Source organism: Elusimicrobiota bacterium (assembly GCA_016721625.1).
Lineage (GTDB): Bacteria > Elusimicrobiota > Elusimicrobia > FEN-1173 > FEN-1173 > JADKHR01.
Map to the genome: position 1 here is coordinate 1320922 of JADKHR010000001.1, position 18172 is coordinate 1339093.

Annotated in this window: 22 protein-coding genes; 2 read left to right on the plus strand and 20 right to left on the minus strand. The window is 61.7% G+C overall.

Going from position 1 to position 18172, the window contains the following annotated elements; genetic code table 11:
* From IPP35_05590 to IPP35_05680, 19 genes are all read right to left on the minus strand, one after another.
* Window positions 1-789 carry a hypothetical protein gene (locus IPP35_05590; GenBank protein MBL0058569.1) on the minus strand — a complete coding sequence of 263 codons (789 nt, stop codon included), beginning with the start codon at window positions 787-789 and terminating at the stop codon, window positions 1-3.
* Window positions 790-806: 17 nt separating this feature from the next.
* Window positions 807-2228, minus strand: coding sequence for a F0F1 ATP synthase subunit beta (gene atpD, locus IPP35_05595; GenBank protein MBL0058570.1), 1422 nt, complete (start codon window positions 2226-2228; stop codon window positions 807-809).
* 37 nt (window positions 2229-2265) lie between these two features.
* On the minus strand, window positions 2266-2484 hold the full coding sequence (locus IPP35_05600; GenBank protein ID MBL0058571.1) for a hypothetical protein: 219 nt from the start codon (window positions 2482-2484) through the stop codon (window positions 2266-2268).
* Window positions 2463-2933 (minus strand): hypothetical protein, encoded by a 471-nt coding sequence (locus IPP35_05605; GenBank protein ID MBL0058572.1) that lies wholly within the window; start codon window positions 2931-2933, stop codon window positions 2463-2465. Before IPP35_05605 ends, IPP35_05600 begins: the two co-directional genes overlap by 22 nt.
* 17 nt (window positions 2934-2950) lie before the next feature.
* Window positions 2951-3334: a hypothetical protein gene (locus IPP35_05610; GenBank protein ID MBL0058573.1), complete on the minus strand. Its 384-nt coding sequence runs from the start codon at window positions 3332-3334 to the stop codon at window positions 2951-2953.
* Window positions 3303-3539, minus strand: coding sequence for a hypothetical protein (locus tag IPP35_05615; GenBank protein MBL0058574.1), 237 nt, complete (start codon window positions 3537-3539; stop codon window positions 3303-3305). The genes IPP35_05610 and IPP35_05615 overlap by 32 nt, the downstream gene beginning before the upstream one ends.
* Window positions 3536-4429: an ATP synthase F1 subunit gamma gene (atpG, locus tag IPP35_05620; GenBank protein ID MBL0058575.1), complete on the minus strand. Its 894-nt coding sequence runs from the start codon at window positions 4427-4429 to the stop codon at window positions 3536-3538. Before atpG ends, IPP35_05615 begins: the two co-directional genes overlap by 4 nt.
* Window positions 4430-4435: 6 nt before the next feature.
* Complete coding sequence (locus IPP35_05625) at window positions 4436-5950, minus strand: F0F1 ATP synthase subunit alpha (protein ID MBL0058576.1); 1515 nt, start codon at window positions 5948-5950, stop codon at window positions 4436-4438.
* Window positions 5951-6002: 52 nt separating this feature from the next.
* Window positions 6003-6557 (minus strand): ATP synthase F1 subunit delta, encoded by a 555-nt coding sequence (atpH, locus tag IPP35_05630; protein MBL0058577.1) that lies wholly within the window; start codon window positions 6555-6557, stop codon window positions 6003-6005.
* 19 nt (window positions 6558-6576) lie between these two features.
* A complete protein-coding gene (atpF, locus tag IPP35_05635; protein MBL0058578.1) occupies window positions 6577-7086 on the minus strand; it encodes a F0F1 ATP synthase subunit B in 510 nt (169 codons plus the stop codon).
* A 24-nt stretch (window positions 7087-7110) separates the two neighbouring features.
* Complete coding sequence (atpE, locus tag IPP35_05640) at window positions 7111-7365, minus strand: ATP synthase F0 subunit C (protein ID MBL0058579.1); 255 nt, start codon at window positions 7363-7365, stop codon at window positions 7111-7113.
* A gap of 74 nt (window positions 7366-7439) precedes the next feature.
* Window positions 7440-8189, minus strand: coding sequence for a F0F1 ATP synthase subunit A (gene atpB / locus IPP35_05645; GenBank protein ID MBL0058580.1), 750 nt, complete (start codon window positions 8187-8189; stop codon window positions 7440-7442).
* Window positions 8186-8536, minus strand: coding sequence for a hypothetical protein (locus IPP35_05650; GenBank protein ID MBL0058581.1), 351 nt, complete (start codon window positions 8534-8536; stop codon window positions 8186-8188). Before IPP35_05650 ends, atpB begins: the two co-directional genes overlap by 4 nt.
* Before the next feature lie 24 nt (window positions 8537-8560).
* Complete coding sequence (locus IPP35_05655) at window positions 8561-8758, minus strand: AtpZ/AtpI family protein (GenBank protein ID MBL0058582.1); 198 nt, start codon at window positions 8756-8758, stop codon at window positions 8561-8563.
* 444 nt (window positions 8759-9202) lie between these two features.
* Window positions 9203-9877 (minus strand): hypothetical protein, encoded by a 675-nt coding sequence (locus IPP35_05660; protein ID MBL0058583.1) that lies wholly within the window; start codon window positions 9875-9877, stop codon window positions 9203-9205.
* A 475-nt stretch (window positions 9878-10352) separates the two neighbouring features.
* Window positions 10353-10577, minus strand: coding sequence for a cold-shock protein (locus tag IPP35_05665; GenBank protein ID MBL0058584.1), 225 nt, complete (start codon window positions 10575-10577; stop codon window positions 10353-10355).
* A gap of 31 nt (window positions 10578-10608) precedes the next feature.
* Window positions 10609-11481: a bifunctional 5,10-methylenetetrahydrofolate dehydrogenase/5,10-methenyltetrahydrofolate cyclohydrolase gene (locus tag IPP35_05670; protein ID MBL0058585.1), complete on the minus strand. Its 873-nt coding sequence runs from the start codon at window positions 11479-11481 to the stop codon at window positions 10609-10611.
* Window positions 11478-11990, minus strand: a complete 513-nt coding sequence (locus tag IPP35_05675) for a ribonuclease H-like domain-containing protein (GenBank protein MBL0058586.1) — start codon at window positions 11988-11990, stop codon at window positions 11478-11480. Before IPP35_05675 ends, IPP35_05670 begins: the two co-directional genes overlap by 4 nt.
* The gene (locus IPP35_05680; GenBank protein ID MBL0058587.1) at window positions 11975-12859 is read right to left on the minus strand and encodes a hypothetical protein; all 885 of its coding nucleotides are present in this window, start codon (window positions 12857-12859) and stop codon (window positions 11975-11977) included. Before IPP35_05680 ends, IPP35_05675 begins: the two co-directional genes overlap by 16 nt.
* A gap of 157 nt (window positions 12860-13016) precedes the next feature.
* Between IPP35_05680 and typA the strand changes: the two genes are divergently transcribed.
* Window positions 13017-14888, plus strand: a complete 1872-nt coding sequence (gene typA, locus IPP35_05685; GenBank protein MBL0058588.1) for a translational GTPase TypA — start codon at window positions 13017-13019, stop codon at window positions 14886-14888.
* Window positions 14889-14998: 110 nt separating this feature from the next.
* Window positions 14999-16036: a trans-2-enoyl-CoA reductase family protein gene (locus tag IPP35_05690; protein MBL0058589.1), complete on the plus strand. Its 1038-nt coding sequence runs from the start codon at window positions 14999-15001 to the stop codon at window positions 16034-16036.
* A gap of 6 nt (window positions 16037-16042) precedes the next feature.
* On the opposite strand, the gene IPP35_05695 is transcribed toward IPP35_05690, so the two are convergent.
* A complete protein-coding gene (locus IPP35_05695) occupies window positions 16043-18157 on the minus strand; it encodes a hypothetical protein (protein ID MBL0058590.1) in 2115 nt (704 codons plus the stop codon).
* Between the last annotated feature and the right edge of the window lie 15 nt (window positions 18158-18172).

Genomic DNA, 18172 nt, shown 5'->3' on the forward strand with positions numbered 1-18172 from the left:
TTAACGGCGGACGGGCGCCTTTTTCGGTGCGAGAATCGGCGACTCGGATTCTTTCTTCCTGCGCTCAGAATCCGCTTTTGCCTTCGCCATTTCCTCTTCCATTTTTTTCTGCAACTCAGCCCGGGTCATGGGTTGGCCGGACGTCCCCGGAACCGCGGGAGGGGGTAACATGGCTGGCGCGCCGGGGGCCGAGAACCTCCCGCGCCCGGACTGCAACCGTCCCCGTTGCGCCTCGATGACCCGGCTCACGACCATGAGAAGAACTAGGAGCGAGAACAGAAGGCCCCACACGGTCCAGGCCCTGGCGGCGGGAACGCCGTGAACGTGGATGGAAGCCATCGCCAACAGGAAAAAATAGAACCCCATCACCAGCGCGCTGAGAACCGGGCCCCCGCCCAAGACTGCGCTCACCACAGCCAGCGGGCAGAGGAGCGCCCACACTCGGAACGCTGTTTGGTACTTAAGGGAAGATCCCAGCAGGTGCCAGATCAAAAACAGGATCGCCGAAACAACGAAACCCACCGCGACCATCATCGGTGGAATGAGGAAAAAAATAAAAACATTCCCCCACACCCCAAAAGGAGCGGGAATCGGACGCAGGAAGGAAAGGATCAGGGCCAGGGCGGCGGCGACGTATTGCCAGAGAAACGCATAGAGGATCGGTTTCCCGAAGCCGCCATCCTTGCTCATGGCCCGGAACATGCCTTTCGGTGAACGGAAAATATCGACGCCCCCCCGCAGAAAATTCGAAAGGGAGAAAGAGTCTAGAACAGGGGTTTCAGTTTCCAAAGGAATCTCCTTTTATTTCATTGCAACGTCTTGGCTTTTTCGATCGCTTCTTCGATGCCGCCCACCATGTAAAACGCCTGCTCGGGAAGATGGTCCCATTTTCCCTCCACCACCTCCCGGAAACTGCGGATGGTCTCTTTCAGGGTCACGTATCTCCCCGGGATGCCCGTGAATTGTTCCGCCACATGGAAGGGCTGGGAAAGGAAGCGTTGAATCTTCCGCGCCCTGGCCACAATGACTTTATCGTCTTCCGACAGCTCATCGATCCCCAAAATCGCGATGATGTCCTGGAGGTCCCGGTAACGTTGGAGGATCCGCTGAACCGCCCGGGCCGTGGCGTAATGTTCTTCGCCCACGATCTTGGGGTCCAAAATCCGGCTGGTGGAATCCAAGGGATCCACGGCGGGATAAATCCCCAGTTCCGAGATCTGGCGGGAAAGCACGGTGGTAGCGTCCAAGTGGGCGAAGGCGTTGGCCGGCGCGGGGTCGGTGAGGTCGTCGGCGGGCACGTAAATCGCTTGGACGCTGGTGACGGAGCCCTTCTTGGTGGACGTGATCCTTTCCTGAAGTTCGCCCATTTCCGTCGACAACGTTGGCTGGTACCCCACGGCAGAGGGCATGCGGCCCAACAGCGCCGACACCTCGGACCCCGCCTGGGTGAATCGAAAGATGTTGTCGATAAAGAGCAGAACGTCCTGCCCTTCCCGGTCGCGGAAATATTCGGCCTGGGTCAAAGCCGTGAGCGCCACGCGGAGGCGGGACCCCGGCGGCTCGTTCATCTGGCCGTAGACCAAAACGGCTTTCGAGAGTACGGAGTTTCCGTCGGAAAGTTTGGACTGTTGCATTTCCAGCCAGAGATCGTTCCCTTCGCGGGTACGCTCGCCCACGCCGCCGAAGACCGAGACGCCGCCGTGCTGTTTGGCGACGTTATTGATGAGTTCCATGATGACCACGGTCTTACCGACCCCGGCCCCCCCGAAAAGGCCCACTTTGCCCCCTTTCATGTAGGGCTCCAAGAGATCGATCACTTTGATGCCCGTTTCGAAAATTTGAGGGGTGGTTTCCTGGTCGGTGAAGGCCGGCGTTGGCCGGTGGATGGGGAAGGTTTCCTTGGCGGCGATTTCCCCCCGGTAATCCTTGGGTTCCCCCAACACGTTCATCAGTCGTCCCAAACACGCCGGGCCCACGGGCACCGAGATCGGGGCGCCCGTGTCTTCCGCCACGGCGCCGCGACGAAGCCCGTCGGTGGGCCCCAGGGTGATCAAGCGGACGGTGTTATCGCCCAGGTGAAGGGCGACTTCGGCCGTTAAAATCCGGGGCGCCTCCCCGTCGGTTTCGATCTTGATTTTCACCGCGTTATAAATGGCCGGCAGTTGACCCGCCGAAAATTCGGCGTCCACGATAGGCCCAATCACTTGCACCACTTTTCCGACGTTCATCAAAGGCTCCCCTGGTTGAAGAAGGTCTTCAACCGATCTATTGAAAGTTGTAGCGGGCCGAAAGGCCCCACACGCGCTCGTTGCCGAAATGGATCTCCGTGGAAACGTTCCACGCGTCGTTGGGGGACCAGCCCGCCCCGACGAACCCGCCCACTTCCTGGACCAGTCTCAGGTCGATCTTGCTTCCGGAGAGGTCCAGGTTCACGTCGTCCTTCAGCATGGAAACACCGCCGGTCACGCTGAGATCGTGGGGCAAAGGAACGCTCGCCCCGCCGCCAAGCCGACTTCCACCCAGTTGAAGTCATTGCCCTTGGATTCACGCCCGTCGTAATAGTCCACGGTGGCCAATAAACCGAGCCGCACCGGCCCCAGGGGTTCCGGCGGGGCCCAATGGAACCCGCCCCCCACGCTCCAGACGTCGGGGTTAAAGGCGGTCCCCGAGAAATTGACCCGCGAGGTCAACGGCGTTCCGCGGAGGAGCATCTCAAAACCCTGCCCCAGCCCCCGCGCGTATTGAAGACCCAGCCGATGAGCATCCAGGGTCACCGTGTTGCCGCCCGTGTCCGTCTCCAGTTCACGGGAACCCGTGTCGTAAATAAACTCGAGCGCGTGACCGTCTTTGGGCGCGGCCTTCCCCACCGCGCCATACCAAACGGCGTGGACGGGGACTGAAGCCAGAAGAGCCAGGAAGCACCATCGTTTCATCGAAAACTCCTTTCCACTCAATAGAATGAAACCGTTTGTTTCCGATCGTCAAAACACACCCGAAACTTGTCGAAAACGCCTTTCCGGCCCAGCAGGTTGAAAGCGCCGCCCAAGGCACTGCAAAATCCGACTTCCACGGGAACCACCCGACCGCCGAGCCGCATTTTGAGCGTCTTCACAAAAACCGGAATTCGCCGATCTCCCGCCACCACAATATAGAACTTCCGACATCCCTTCAGGCTGACCCCCAACCGACGGGCTTCGTAGGTGTGAAGGATGCTCAGGCTGGCGCCCGAGTCCACATAGACCCAGAGGTTGTGCCAGCGGTCCCGGCCCCGGAACTCCACCGGGATGACCGGGGCCTTGGCTTTACGAAAAACGGAATAGTCGAACCGGATCAAATTCCTGCCCGATTTGTTCCGCCGCCGGCACCCGCACGACGGAAGGAGATCCCTTGCACCCCGCGTTCCGCGCCTTCCGCTCGATCCCTTCCCACCGCGCCCCCACCGCCACCACCCGCTGGTCGGAAACCGCCACGTAACGGCCCCCGTAGAGGTCCACCAACAGTCCGAAATTCTTCGCGATCCAGCGGTCGTTTTTGTTCATTGCAAAACCTCCGCCCCGCCCACGAGTTCCGCGATTTCCTTGGTGATGGCCGCCTGGCGGATCTTGTTGGCGGTCAGAGTCAGACCCGCGATCAGTTCCTGGGCGTTCTTGGAAGCGTTCTCCATGGCGGTCATGCGGGCGCCCATCTCCGACGAATAGGATTCCAGGAGCGCCCGGAAGATCTGGGCTTTCAAATAGCGCGGAAACAGCGCCTCCAGGATTTCCGCCCGGACCGGCTCGTAAATGAACGGGGCGGCCCGTCGCACTTCCGGAGGGCGTTCCGGCGGCGTCAGCGGCAAGAGAGTCGTCGTCACCACGCGCTGTTGGATGGCCGACTTGAACTCCGTATACACCAAGGTCACGTCGCTGGCCCGATTCTTCACAAAAAAATCGATGACGTCCCGGCCGATCAGCTCGGCCTGGCTGTAACTCAATTGATTGAAGATCCCCACATATTCATGGCGGATCGGCGAACCCACCCGGCGGAAGTAATCCCGAGCCTTCCGCCCCACCGTCATGAGCTCCACGGCCCGCCCGGCGTTCTCGCGATAAAACTCAAGCCCTTTCTTGATCAAGGTGGTGTTGAATCCGCCGCAAAGCCCCCGGTCGGCCGTGATCAACAGAAGGCCCCTGGGCCCGCCCGGAGTCCCCCACAGCAAGGGGTGTTGCAATTCCTCGGGCGTCAGGACCCCGTCCCCGTTGGCGTCCGCCTCCTGCCACAAAACATCCGCCAACAGGTCCGTCATTTTGTTCGCAAAAGGCCGCGCCCCCAAAATCCGCCCCTGGGCCCGCCTGAGCCGCGCCGCCGAGACCATCTTCATGGCCTTGGTGATCTGTTGCGTCGATTTGACGCTCTTGACCTTGCGCCGAAGCTCGCGGAGGGAAGGCACGCGCGATCAGGCCTTGAAACGGCCTTTGAATTCGGTCAAAGCCTGGGTGAGCTGGGCCTTCATGGGGTCGTCCAGGACCTTTTTTTCCGCCAGCGCCTTCAATACCTCTGGGCGGTCTTTGTTGAGGAACTCAAAGAGGCCGGTTTCGAAACGGCGGAGTTGGTCGATGGGGAGGTCGTCCAGGAAACCGTTGGTGGCGGCGTAGATGAGGGCCACCTGTTCGGCCACGGAGATCGGCTGGTATTGGTCCTGTTTTAAGATTTCCACCAGGCGTTGGCCCCGCGCGAGTTGGGCCTGGGACGATTTATCCAGGTCCGAGCCGAATTGGGCGAAGGCGGCCAGCTCGTTGTACTGGGCGAGGTCGAGACGTAATTTTCCGGCCACTTGTTTCATGGCCTTCACCTGGGCGCTTCCGCCCACGCGGCTGACCGACAAGCCCACGTTGACCGCCGGGCGAACGCCGGAATAGAAGAGGTTCGCCTCCAAATAGATCTGGCCATCGGTGATGGAAATCACGTTGGTCGGAATGTAGGCCGAAACGTCGCCGGCCTGGGTTTCAATCACAGGAAGCGCGGTCAAGGAACCCCCGCCGTTTTTGTCGGACAGTTTGCAGGCCCGTTCCAACAACCGCGAGTGAAGATAGAATACGTCGCCAGGAAACGCTTCCCGCCCCGGGGGACGGCGAAGCAGGAGAGAGAGTTGGCGGTAGGCGGCGGCGTGTTTGGAAAGGTCGTCGTAAACCAGAAGGACGTGTTTTCCCGCCCACATAAATTCTTCGCCGATCGCGCAACCGGCGTAGGGGGCCACGTATTGGAGCGGCGCGGGCTCGGAAGCCGTGGCGGCGACGACCACCGTGTAGTCCATGGCGCCGTGGTCGGTGAGCTTCTGCACCACCTGGGCCACCGTGGACTGTTTTTGCCCGATGGCCACATAGATGCAAATGGGGCGATGGGGATCGTTCTTCTGGTTGATGATGGTGTCGATGGCGATGGCCGTTTTCCCGGTTTGGCGGTCGCCGATGATCAACTCCCGCTGGCCTCGGCCGATGGGGATCATGGCGTCGATGGCCTTGATGCCCGTCTGAAGCGGCTCCCGCACCGGTTGCCGTTCCACGACGCCGGGCGCCACCACCTCGACGGGGCGGGCCTTGGCGGATTTGATGGGACCTTTTCCGTCGATGGGAGCGCCCAGCGCGTTCACCACCCGTCCGATCATGCCGTTCCCCACGGGGACTTCCATGATGCGGCCCGTGCGGCGAACCTCGTCTCCTTCCTTGATCAAATTCCCCTCGCCCAGAAGCACGGCGCCCACGCTTTCCCGCTCCAAGTTCAGCACGATGCCCACCACCCCGTGGGGGAAAACCAACATTTCCCCCGCCACGGCGTTGCCCAACCCGTGGACGCGGGCGATGCCGTCCCCGACTTGCAGCACGGAGCCGACCTCCTTCATTTCTGTCGAGAGGGAAACCCCCTCGAGACGTTCTTTTAAGATGCGGGTGATCTCTTCCGGTTGAATCGACATGGGAACGTTCCTTTTTACCGTTTCGCGCGGGGGCCCGTTGGGCCGACGCCCTTCATCGAACAGCCCCGGCCAGCCACGCCTCGCGCAGGCGTTCGAGCTGTGCTTTCAAACTGTTGTCCCAGACCCGGTCCCCCACCTGGAGCACGATCCCCCCCAGGAGGTCCTCCCGCACGGAGGTCTTCAGCGAAACGGGTCCGCCCCAAGCCGATTCCAGCGCCCGCCGAACCTTGGCCGCGCCTTCTTCCGTCCACGGCGCGGGCGTCGCCGCCTGAACCGCGAGGATTCCCCCGGCGTCGTCCGCGAGGCGCTCAAAGTCCGGAAGAATTTCCGCCAGGGCGTCCCAGCGTTTCTTCTCCAACAGGAGCCCCACGAACCGTTCCAGGAGAGGCGAAAACCGACCCAGGACCCGGGAAAGAACCTCCCGCTTGGCTTCCATCGGAACCCGAGGGTGCCGGAGCGCGTCGTTCAACGCGGGCGCGACGGCCAGGGTTTGGCCCAGGCGCGCCAGGTCCCGCCGCACCGCCTCCACCTCGCCGTGGGCCGACGCCGCGGCGAAGAGAGCGCGGGCATAACGGGCGGCCACGGGCCGGTCCTGGAGTTTCAGCACGGGCGAAACACCGGGGGCCTCACGTCTTGTCGGCCGTCCACTTTTCAAAATCGCCCAGCGCTTCTTGAACCAGGCGGTCCTGGAAGGGTTTGTCCAATCCGCGGCGGAGCATTTTTTCCGTCGCACGAAGCGAGAGTTGCGCCATTTCGGCGCGGAGCGACCGGGCCAGACGCCGCTCTTCCTCCGCCAGTTTCTTGCGGGTTTCTTCCAACAGTTTCTCATTCTCCGCGTGGGCGGCGCGCACCAGATCGTCTTTCAGGCTCCGGGCGTGGGCTTCCGCCTCGGACAGCAGGTCCCGAATCTTGGCTTCCACGCCGGCCAGCCGGGCGTCGTATTCCCGACGAAGGTCTTCGGCCGCCTTTCGGGAATCCTCCGCCGAACGGACGTTCCGCCGGATGCCTTCTTCCCGGGCGTCCAAGGCCGCCAAGATCGGCTTCCAGGCAAACCGCGCCAGGACGAACGCCAGACCGGCGAAGGTCAACACGGTCCAGAGGATCAGACCGAGTTCCGGGTTAAGGAGCCTATCCACGGGATTTTACTCTGGGGGACCGCGCTAATGCGCCGCGGGAACCTTGAGCGCCAGGAGCAGGCAAACCACCAGGGCGAAGAACGCGAGCCCCTCGATGAGCGCGGCCGGAATGATCATGGACGTGCGCAAGGTGCCCGCCGCTTCCGGCTGGCGAGCCGTGCCTTCCAAGGCGGCGCTGGCCAACCGGGCAATGCCCGAAGCCGCGGCGAAAAGACAAAGCCCCGCCCCGAACCCCGCCCCAATGTATCCCAATCCCAAAAAGAGCTGACTGCCCTGCATCACCTGTTGAGCTTCCATTCGGTACGACCTCCTTCAGCGTTGGGCGCGCGGTTCCCAAGGGAACCGCGTCGCGTTTAATGGGAATGAACAGCCGAGCCGACAAAGATCGCGGACAGCAGGGTGAAAATGTACGCCTGCAAGAACGCGACGAAGAGCTCGAGGAGACTGATCCCCAGGGCGGCCGCCACCGACATCGGCGCCACCCACAATTTCCCAAAGAGAAAAATCAATGCCAGAAACGCCAAAATGACGATATGCCCGGCGATCATGTTGGCGAACAAACGAATGCACAGGGCGAAACTTTTGGTCAGCAGTCCCAACAGTTCGATGGGATACATCAAGGGCAAAAGCCACACCGGCATGCCGTGGGGCACCAGGCTTTTCACGTACCCCCCCCATCCGTGCTCCCGAACCCCGGCGACGTTGATCATGAAAAGCGTGCATCCGGCGAGCCCGGCCGTGACCGAAATATTGCCCGTGGCCGTGGCGCCGCCGGGAACCATCCCCAACAGGTTCATCGCCAGGATGAAGAAGAACATCGACAGGAAATAGGGCAAGTAGGCCCGTCCTTCCTCCCCGATGTTCGGAAGGACGATCTCGTCCCGGACAAAAACCGTCAGGCTTTCAATGAACGACACGAACCGGTTCCGTCCCCCGCGGCGGGCCATCTGCCCCGCGGAGACCAGGACCCCCGCCACCAACCCCGCGGACAGGCCCATCATGAGGAGATGCTTCGAAAAGGGCAACGACAGGGGGCCCGCCGCCGGCCAACGGAAAAAAACGTGGTCCAACAAATGGTGTTCCAACGTGTGAACGAAGTTCAACCCGGCCCCCTGTTTTGTCTCCCAAGGAAAATCAATTCGATCCATGTCAGCGCGATAAGGCTCCCTACCGCCGCCAAAGCAAAGGGAACCACCGCCTCCCGTTCATGGCTCCAAACCAGGGCCACGCCCACGGCCAATCCCGACATCCGACCGAAAATCCCGCCGATAAAGGCCCCGAAGAAGGCGCGGTCCGAAAGTCGAAGCGTGAGCGACAAAGCCCAGTAGCTCGGGATGACCAGGACCGCGGCCAGCCCGACGCCCCAAAGGACCGGCCTCCCGTCCCGAAGAAACCCCGTGACGGCCCCCCCGCGGACGCCGCCAAAACCAGGGCGCCCGTGGCGCGCCAACGCAGGGAGGATGGGGAGGACACTTTACCCTTTGCGCAGGAACGGCGCCAGGAAAGCCGCCATCCCCGCCGCCAAACCGACGGCGCCGCCCGCCAACAGAAACCAGGGCCCCGTGGACCAACGCAGGTCCAAGCGGTGGCCCCCGTAAAGGCCCGCGAGAACCGCCATGGCCCATTGGGTGCCGCTAAAAACAACGTCGATGTTTTTTGAGCGAGCCCCCACGCGGACCTCCCCGAGCACCGGCGCCCTCAGCGCGCGAGAACGCTCGGGACGTCAATTGCCGCCAATAAAGGTCAAGTTTACCAAACGGCCGCCGACCGTGTCAAAAAAACAGCGATGCCGATTCCACCGAAACACTCGACTCGACCGGGACAGACTGGCGGTGCGGCGCCCATTTTGGTAGAAAAAGGGCCGGATCGCCCATGGCCAAGAAAAAGAGCGTTAAAGAAAAGCGTCTCGGAGACCGGCGGCAGACGGAACAGCGCCGCCGCCGTCGACGTTTAAAGAAGACCGTCGCCCCCAAAGAACGGCGGGCCCCCTCGGCGCGCCGCGCCGAGGACCGTCGCCAGGGAATTCGCCGCCAGGGGGACACCTACCTCGCCAAAATCGAGGAGTTCAAGGGAACCCGAAAAACCCCGGAAGTCCTTCCACCCCTGGAGGAAGACGCTACGGACGCGCTCGAAATCGTCGACGGGCCCGAACCGATTGCCACCGAAGACGCGCCCGACCCCACAGATCCGGCCCCAGAATTAGAAAATAGTTGACCAGTCCCGCGGCGATCGTCAGCCGCGCCAGCGCGTCCCCAGAGAAAAACCCCAGCCCGATCGACAGCCATGTGAAGCGTCCCAGCCAGCGCACCTTCACCGGAAGGAAAAAAAAGAGAAGGACCTCCATGTCCGGGAACAACGCCGCGAACGCCAAAAATAGGCTGGCCTGCAGATAACCGTTCGTCACCCAGCCTCCCAGAGGAAGCCAGGCCACTGCCGCCGTGGCCGCCGCCCCCACCAGAAAATAGACCGTAAACCGAAAGGTGCCCCAGACCTGTTCCAAAGACGTCGCCATGGTGTAAAGAAACATGAACCAAAACACCATCAAGACCATGTTGCCCGGCGGTGGAACCCGAAAAAAGAAGAAGTTGTCGATGAAGGGAGGAACGAAAAGGAACGTGAGGAGCCGCCACCATTGGCCGGCCAAGAGCGCGTCGTGCCGGAGCGTGAGGTCCGCCACCAAACCCGGCCGCACCAAATCAAAAAGATAAACCAGCGCGTTCGAGGAAACAATGATCAGGGGCAACCCTTCGATTCCTGTAAAAGCGCCCCAACGGGAGGAAAGTCTTTTCATGGACATGCCACGAACTCCTAGTGTAGTGTCTCACAAATCGCTTTGCAATGGGAGGCCCGAGTCCGTTCGGATTCGAGGCGCGAGGAGGGCGCGATGCGGGCCATCGTAACCGACGAGCAACGAAGAAGCCGGACGGAGGCGGGCCTCCCTTCTATATATTTCGCCTCGCTAAAGCGAGGCGATCCGTTAAGGAAGGTCCGGGCGCTTTTGCGCGGCGAGCGGCGTTGCTCGTCAGTTGCATACTCCCGGTATGCGCCTTTCTCGCTCCTTGTCGCCCCACAAAATCGCCCGGACCATTGTAAAGGGATTTGTGAGACGCTACACTAGAGACCCAGGAGGGTCGCCGGGGAGAGCGAGGGGCGAACGCCGGAGCGGGATTTAAACAAAAACCCCGGCGTTTCCCCTCGCCCTCGCCCGATTAAAAAAAATGGCACCGGACGTCCGACGGGTCCGTTCCATGCGTCGCGGTGGGCGATTAAGCGGCGGGAGCTGGTTTGGCTTCGGGTTTGACGTTGGCGGCGGAAGGACCTTTGGGCCCCGCCGTCACCTCGAATTCAACGGCCTGACCATCCACGAGGACCTTGTCTTTTCCCTTGGCCTGAATGGCGGAATGGTGGACGAACACCTCCGCGCTTCCGTCCTCTGGAACCAAGAACCCGTAGCCTTTCACCCGGTTGTACCATTTCACTTTACCTTTCATCTGTCCACCTCCCGTTGATCAAGAGTTCGCCCTATGATACCTGTTTTTCAGCCGCTTGAACCGTATTCAAAAGGAGCAGGGCCACCGTCATGGGTCCCACGCCCCCCGGCACGGGCGTGAGAGCCCCGGCCACCTCCTGGGCCCCTGCGAAGTCCACGTCCCCAAAAAGTCCCTCGGACGTGCGGTTCATCCCCACGTCCACCACCACGGCCCCCGGCTTGATCCATTCTTTCTTGACGAATTTGGCCGAGCCGATGGCGGCGACCAGAAGATCCGCCTGGCGGCAGATCTCGTCCAGCTTTTCGGTCCGGGAGTGAGCCACGGTCACCGTGGCGTCCGCGGACAAGAGCATCATCGCCAGGGGTTTTCCAACCAGGCTGGAGCGCCCGACCACCACCGCCCGCCGCCAGGCGATCGGGATCGCGTTTTGGCGCAACAGTTCCATGACGCCGGCCGGCGTGCAGGGGAGCGGGACCCCGGAAGACACGACGTCTTTCCACGACTTCAATTGCATCCAGCGTCCTTGGTTGGACGGGTGGAGTCCGTCGGCGTCTTTGACCGGATCCAGCGCCAAAAGAATGGATTCGGGATTCAAGTGTTTGGGAAGCGGGAGTTGGACGATGATGCCGTGGACCCGCGGGTCGCGGTTCAGGCGGTGGACTTCGTTTAACAGCGCTTCTTGGGTGATCGATTCGGGAAGCGGGACGTGGATCGAGACCATGCCGACGGCCTCGCACTTCTTGATCTTCTGACCGACATAGACGTGGGAGGCCGGGTCGTCCCCCACCAACACCGTGGCCAATCCCGGCCGGACACCGCGGGCCGCCAGCGCTCCCGCCTTCTCCGCCACCACCGCCAGCACCTGGGCCGCGGCTGCTTTTCCATCCAACAGTTTTGCCGTCATCGTTTGCCTCCGGAGGCGGGGGCGGTCTCCGCCGAGACCACGCCGAGCTTCATCGCCAGAATTTCCAAATTTTCGACGTCCTCGCGATTGTATCGCAGGAGAACCTCCAACGCGTCCGCGTCCCCCCGCCGATGCGCGTGCCAGAGCCGGATGGCCGCCAAGCCGTCCAATCCCTCGGTGTCCCGGTGGATGCCCAACCGCCGCTCCACGTTTTTCAGACCGCCTTTCAGATCGTGGGCCCAGCAGTCCAACAGGAGGTCCCGGTGAGTGAACATCGCTTCCAGGTCCGCGCCCAACTGATCTTTCAGGATGGGCAAATCGAAACGCGCCCCGTTGTAGCTCATCAAGCGTTCCACGCCGTCCAGGAAGTTCAACAATTCCAGGCGGGAAAAGTTCGGCCGCACCCACTGGCGCACCCCCCGGTCCGGGCGGAACACGCCCACCACCGTGATCACGCGGCTCTCATCGGTCTCGATGTCGATATAGGCCCGGATCAATGGGTGACCCACAATTTGACCTTTTGCGGGAGAACTTCAAATTCAACGTGGCGGGCCGGTTTCGCCGGAGGAGGTTCTCCGTCCGCCTGGGGCCAGATCGGGATATCGGTTTCCAGCGTCAACCGGCGCGTCGTGATCTTCGTGATTTTGGTGTCGAAGAGGGAACGGCCCAGACGCCCCCGTAAAAGCCGCGCGGCCAACCGCCCTTTGTTTCGGGCCGGCACGAGATAAAACCGGATGAGCCCATCTTCCGGGGACACCCCGGGCTCGAAGAAAAGACCGCCGGAAAAAAAAGGGGCCAAGGTCGCCAGAGCGAAATAGTAGCGCCCCTCCAAGCTCCCCTCGTCCCATCGCGCCGTCACCCCGATGGGGTTCATGGAGAAAAGGACTTTCCAGGGCGCGTCTTTTTTGTCAAAAGAAGGGCGCGGCCGGCCGAACCCGGCGTTGTTGATGAAGATCTCCTCCCCATCGAACACCGGCGAGCGGGGAGAACTTTTCCAGGCCATGCGGGCCAGGGTCAAATGGGCCAATCGCCCCTGGGGCGCGGCGGCTTCCCAACGGCCCCAGCATTCTTTGGAAAGGCCGTAGTAGCGGGCCAGGTCGTTGCACGTTCCGGCGGGAACCAGGGCCAGTTCCATCTTGTCCAGAGCGTCCCGCCGCCAAAGGCCCTTCACCACGCGATGAAGAGTTCCGTCGCCCCCCCATACCACGAGCCGGGTGATGTTCACCTTCAACGCCCAGTCCAACAGGGTCTCCGTGTGTTTTGGATTTTGCCGCGTGACCAGAGCCCATTGCGACAGGTCCCGACCGAAGGTCGTGAGGGCGCTGACCCAGGGGGTCTGGCGCAAGGAAGGGTTCATGAGATGGAAAACGCTGGGCATGGGAGACACTATTTAAGCATGTCCGGGCCCACAAGAGAACAATTTATGATAGAATGCGTCTGCTTTCAACACTCCCCCCTTCCCTTTCTTTTTCAAAACGGAATTTGATCGGCCCGACAGACGGCCGGGGTGGAAAAACGTTCACTCTAGGAAACCTATGGATCCCATCGCCTCCCCCGCTTCCCTCGCCACGCCCGCCCCCCGGCGGAAGGATGTGCGGAACATCGCCATTATCGCCCACGTGGACCACGGGAAGACCACGCTCGTGGACGCCATGTTCCGGCAAACCGGCGAATTCAAAGTCAAGGCCGACAAGGCCCAAGAATGCCTGATGGACTCCAACCCCCAGGAACGGGAACGCGGCATCACCATTTTGGCCAAGTGCACCTCCGTCCAGGTCGGGGAAACTCGAATCAACATCGTGGACACCCCCGGCCACGCGGATTTCGGCAGCGAAGTGGAACGGATCCTGACCATGGTGGACGGCGTCCTGCTGCTGATCGACGCACTGGACGGCCCCATGCCGCAAACCCGTTTCGTCCTCCGCAAATCCCTCGAGCTGGGCCTGCGGCCCATCGTCGTTATCAACAAAGTGGACCGGCCCTTCGCCGATCCGCCGAAGGCCCTGAACGCGACCTTCGACCTTTTTGTGGACTTGGAGGCCTCGGACGCTCAATTGGATTTCCCGATCATCTACGCTTCGGGCAAGAACGGGTGGGCCAGCGAGGAGCTTCACCACACCTCGACCGACTTGAAACCCCTCTTCGACGCCATCGTCCGCCACGTGCCGGGACCCATCGCGGACCCGGATGGCCCGCTCCAGATGCTGACGACCATGATCGACTACAACAGTTACGTGGGACGGATCTCCATCGGCCGGATCCACGCCGGCCGCGTCCAACGGAACCAAACCGTGACGCTGATGAAACAGGACGGGCGCGCCCTCCCGGGCCGCATCTCCAAGCTTTACGGCTTCTTCGGGTTGGAACGGCGGGAAATCGAGTCCGCCCAAGCCGGAGACATCGTGGCCATCGCCGGCCTGGAGGAAGCCCGGGTGGGAGACACGGTGGCCGCCGCGGAAAATCCCGTCGCCCTGCCGCCGCTCGAAATCGACGAACCAACGTTGTCCATCGAGTTCATGGTGAACGACAGCCCTTTCTCAGGGCGCGATGGGAAATTCTTAACCTCCCGCCACTTGAGGGAGCGCCTCCAGCAAGAACTTAAAACCAGCGTGGGCCTACGGGTGGAAGAAATGGCGCTGAACGTCTTCAAGGTGTCCGGACGGGGAGAACTGCACCTCTCGGTCTTGATCGAGACCATGCGCCGGGAAGGGTTTGAGCTCGCCGTCTCCCGACCCCAGGTCATTTTGAAAACCGAGGGCGGAAAGGTTTTGGAACCGGCGGAGTATTTGTTGGTGGACGTGGACCAAACCTACCAGGGTGCGGTGATGGAAAATCTCGGCAAACGCGGGATGGAGATCAAGAACATGCATGTGGACGGCCACCACCGCCTGCGGCTGGAAGGCGTGATCACGGCGCGCTCCCTGATCGGGTTCAAATCCGAGTTCCTCGCCCAGACGAAAGGGACGGGCCTCATGCACCACAGTTTCCACGGCTACATCCCCAGGACCGCCCCGCCCGCCCGACGAGCCGCCGGGGTCTTGGTCGCCAAGGAGTCGGGCCTGGCCACCTCCTACGCCCTCCAAAGCCTTCAGGAGCGCTCCGTGCTCTTCGTCGCCCCTCAGATCGACATCTACGCGGGGATGATCGTGGGCCAAAATTCCCGGGAGAACGACATGGTCGTCAACCCTTGCAAAAAAAAGGCGCTCACCAACATGCGGGCGGCCGGGTCGGACGATATCGTGCAACTCACGCCCCCCCGGGTGTTCTCTTTGGAACAAGCCATCGCCTACATCGAGGACGACGAACTGGCCGAAATCACCCCCAAAACCATTCGTCTTCGCAAGAAGGAATTGGACCACAGTCTCCGCCGGAAGTCCGAGAAACGCGAAGAGGATCTGGCGGACTGACCCGGAACGACGGCCGGTTTATCTCTCGGAGGCTCTTTCCATGATCATTCGTCCCCAATCCAAGGGATTTTATCGGGTCCTCCACCGGCTACGGCCTCTCCAGCCGCATCATGGCCGCTTTCGGGTACGGCGCCAAAACCCTGGGCCTCTTCCATCAGAAACCCGCCGACGGCAAGCGAACCGCCATGCCCGGCTGGTACCACACGGCCGCCTTCGAACGCGCGGCTCAAAAGAACGGTCTCTTGGCCGCGAGCTTAAACGGCGACGCCTTTTCCAACAACATGAAACGACGGGTCGTATCGCTCTTAAAAGAGTCCTTCGGTCCTGTGGATTTGGTGATTTACAGCCTGGCGTCCCCCCGGCGGACGCACCCGGAGACGGGCGATGTCTTCAGCTCCGTCCTTAAACCCATTCTTCGGCCCTACTCTTCCAAGACCGTCCATTTCCAATCGGGCGTCCTCTCGGAGGTGTCGATTCCTCCGGCGACCACGGCGGAGATCAACCAAACCGTGGCGGTGATGGGGGGGGACGACTGGAGTCTCTGGATCGACGCTTTGGAAGCTTCCGGCCTGCTGGCCCCGGGAGCCGTGACCGTGGCTTATTCCTATGCGGGACCCAAACTGACCGAACCCATCTATCGGCGTGGCACCATCGGCCGGGCCAAGGATCATTTGGAGGAAACCGCCCACCGGTTGGAGGAGCGCCTGGCGCGAACCGGCGGAAGGGCGGTGGTGTCCGTCAACAAAGCCTTGGTCACCCAGGCCAGCGCGGCCATTCCCGTCATGCCGCTCTACATCTCCCTCCTCCACAAAACCATGAAAGCCAAGGGGCTCCACGAAGGGTGCATCGAACAGATGGCGCGGCTCTTCGTCGACCACCTTTACGCCGAGGCCCCGCCCGAGACAGACGAAATCGAAAGGATCCGCCTGGACGACTGGGAAATGCGGAGAGACGTGCAAGACGAAGTATCGCGCCTCTGGGAGCGAGTGGACAGCCATAACGTCGAACCGTTGGCGGACCTGGCGGGATACCGGGAGGATTTCTTTAAACTGTTCGGGTTCGGTTGGGAAGGAGTCAGGGAGGACGCCGACGTGGACCCCGCGGTCTCGATTCCGTCCCTGAAAGAAGAAACGGTGGGCGCGAGCTAGGTCGACTCACTCCCACCAAGCGTTCTTGTTTTTTCCGGACGTTCCGGAGGGCTTGGAGGCGGCTTTTTTGGGCGCCGGTTTGGTGGTGGTTTTCTGGGACCCGTTTTTTGACGAAAGGGCGGGGGATGCCCGCTTGGAGGATTTCTTCGTCTGGGAAATGGAGATTCGGGGCGGACGCGGGGCCCGGTGCATCCCGCGCTGGGGCGTTTTGGCCTGGACCCGCTCCAGGGCCGACTCGACCTTCGCCACGTCCACGCCGTCCAGTTTATATTTTTCCCGGGCGGCGAGCAGGAGCGTCCGTTTTTTCTCCGATGAGACGCCCGAACCCACGATCCCCTCGATCTTCTCTTCAAATTCCTTTTGCAAACCGGCCAGTTTTTCCCGCAAGACCAACTGGGAGTTCAGCGCCCCTCTGGCCATGCGCAGGTCCACCCGTGTGTCCTTGTATCGCCTTTGGATCTCCTGGAGGAAACGCAAATCGGGCTCGCAATAGACCGCCGGGAATCCGTATCGGAAGTGCTTCTGCATTTCCCCCTCCAAAGCCGCGCGATCCGCCGCCAGAACCGGGTCCCAACCGAAGACCCCGCGCGAAACCAGGGCGATCGACACAAAGACACCGAGGAGCCCCAACACCAGGACCGACCCCCGAACGGGAAAGCGATACAACCGGCGAAGGAGCGGTGTCAGCGCCAGAGGGAAGAGGAGCCCCAAGGCCACTTGCCACCCGCCCACCTGAAGAATGGGACCCGCCCGGTGGAGCCCGGGTTCGAATTTGAGGATGTAAAGCGCGTTGACCCCGAACGCCAGCGCCCCGCCCAGGATACCCGCGAGCAAGGATTCGAGGAGGATCTTGCGTCCCCACGCCTCGACAATGTCCTGGGCGCCCGGGTGCTTGGAAGAATAGGCCAATGTGTCCCGCGCCAGGCCCATCGCCTTTTTCCAGTCGCCCGCCGAACGGGCCTCCTCCGCCGCCTCAGCCACGGAACTGCCAAGCGAATCGAGGGGATCTTGGTCGGTAAATATCGTATCGGCGCCCGGCATCATCCAAAACGAAAAGGCATGGCCCGCGCAATATCCGCTGACCCGGACCACGCTGCCCTCGGCCATGTCCAGCCGGTGCTTGACGGCGTGGGTGGTCGTCGACAACAGGGGCTTGATCCGGTCGACCAACTGGCTGAGCGCCGTCCGAAGAGAGCCTGGGACGATCGCGTCGGCCACTTGTTTTTCCAAACTTTCATCGGTCGAAAGGTTCAGCGAACCGACCTCGGTGGTTTTTTTTATGGCCATATCCAGGGCCTCGCGCGGACCCGGCATGACCAACCCCGCGCTGTGGGCCTGAAAAGGCTTGAACTCGGCCCGGAACGCTTGTCCCGCAAGATTTTTCTTCCGTCCTAAACACCCTGGACAAACGATCTTTCCTTTCCCCTCGCATTTGGAGCATACGCTCTTGCCCCCGCCCACGCATTGAGGGCAGGACAATTTCCCCGCCCGGCAATGCGTGCAGGGAAACTTGCCCGTCCCGGCGCACGCGTCGCACCGCGCGGAACGCCCGCCCACTCCGCCGGAGGCCAGCCGCCCCTCCCCCCCGCACCGCAAACAATTTATTTTCTCCAGACCTTTGCAGTGGCCGCAGGTTTGGCTTCCCGCCCCCAGACAGGTGGAACAGGATTCATCTCCCTTTCCCAAACACGCCTTGCAACTCGATTCGCCCCGCTGATAACATTCCCGGCAGTCCTCGACTTGCAAAGTCCCGGGAAGAAAGTAGGTGTCGGCGTGGGGGCTGAAATCCAGACGCTCTTCCGATGGGTATTTCCAGACGTCCCCTATGACCCTCGAAATCTCAGGGGGCGGTGAGACCGGGGGAGTGATTTTTTTCGCCGCCTCTTCCGAATAGGGTTTGAGGATCTTCTCCGCCTTGGAGTCGCGGGTTTCCAGGAGGACATGCAAGCTGAACGCGTAGGCCGGAATGCGTTCCCCCCGGGTGATATGCAGGTTGGAATCCACCTGCTGACGAATCTCCGCGTTGCGGCCGCGAAGGTGCGCGAGAAGAGCGTCTTTAAACGGTCCAAGCTCCTCCGGAGTCAATTCTTGGACAACAGGAATCGGGATGATCAACGGCACGGGTAGACCTCGTTT

What these genes read in the sequence shown, in the direction of transcription:
- IPP35_05670 (MBL0058585.1), bottom strand. Translation starts at nt 11,481, where the DNA reads ATGACGGCAAAACTGTTGGATGGAAAAGCAGCCGCGGCCCAGGTGCTG.
- IPP35_05625 (MBL0058576.1), bottom strand. Translation starts at nt 5,950, where the DNA reads ATGTCGATTCAACCGGAAGAGATCACCCGCATCTTAAAAGAACGTCTC.
- IPP35_05690 (MBL0058589.1), top strand. Translation starts at nt 14,999, where the DNA reads ATGGCCGCTTTCGGGTACGGCGCCAAAACCCTGGGCCTCTTCCATCAG.
- atpD (MBL0058570.1), bottom strand. Translation starts at nt 2,228, where the DNA reads ATGAACGTCGGAAAAGTGGTGCAAGTGATTGGGCCTATCGTGGACGCC.
- IPP35_05660 (MBL0058583.1), bottom strand. Translation starts at nt 9,877, where the DNA reads ATGAAAAGACTTTCCTCCCGTTGGGGCGCTTTTACAGGAATCGAAGGG.
- atpE (MBL0058579.1), bottom strand. Translation starts at nt 7,365, where the DNA reads ATGCAGGGCAGTCAGCTCTTTTTGGGATTGGGATACATTGGGGCGGGG.
- IPP35_05665 (MBL0058584.1), bottom strand. Translation starts at nt 10,577, where the DNA reads ATGAAAGGTAAAGTGAAATGGTACAACCGGGTGAAAGGCTACGGGTTC.
- typA (MBL0058588.1), top strand. Translation starts at nt 13,017, where the DNA reads ATGGATCCCATCGCCTCCCCCGCTTCCCTCGCCACGCCCGCCCCCCGG.
- IPP35_05605 (MBL0058572.1), bottom strand. Translation starts at nt 2,933, where the DNA reads ATGAAACGATGGTGCTTCCTGGCTCTTCTGGCTTCAGTCCCCGTCCAC.
- IPP35_05615 (MBL0058574.1), bottom strand. Translation starts at nt 3,539, where the DNA reads ATGAACAAAAACGACCGCTGGATCGCGAAGAATTTCGGACTGTTGGTG.
- IPP35_05680 (MBL0058587.1), bottom strand. Translation starts at nt 12,859, where the DNA reads ATGCCCAGCGTTTTCCATCTCATGAACCCTTCCTTGCGCCAGACCCCC.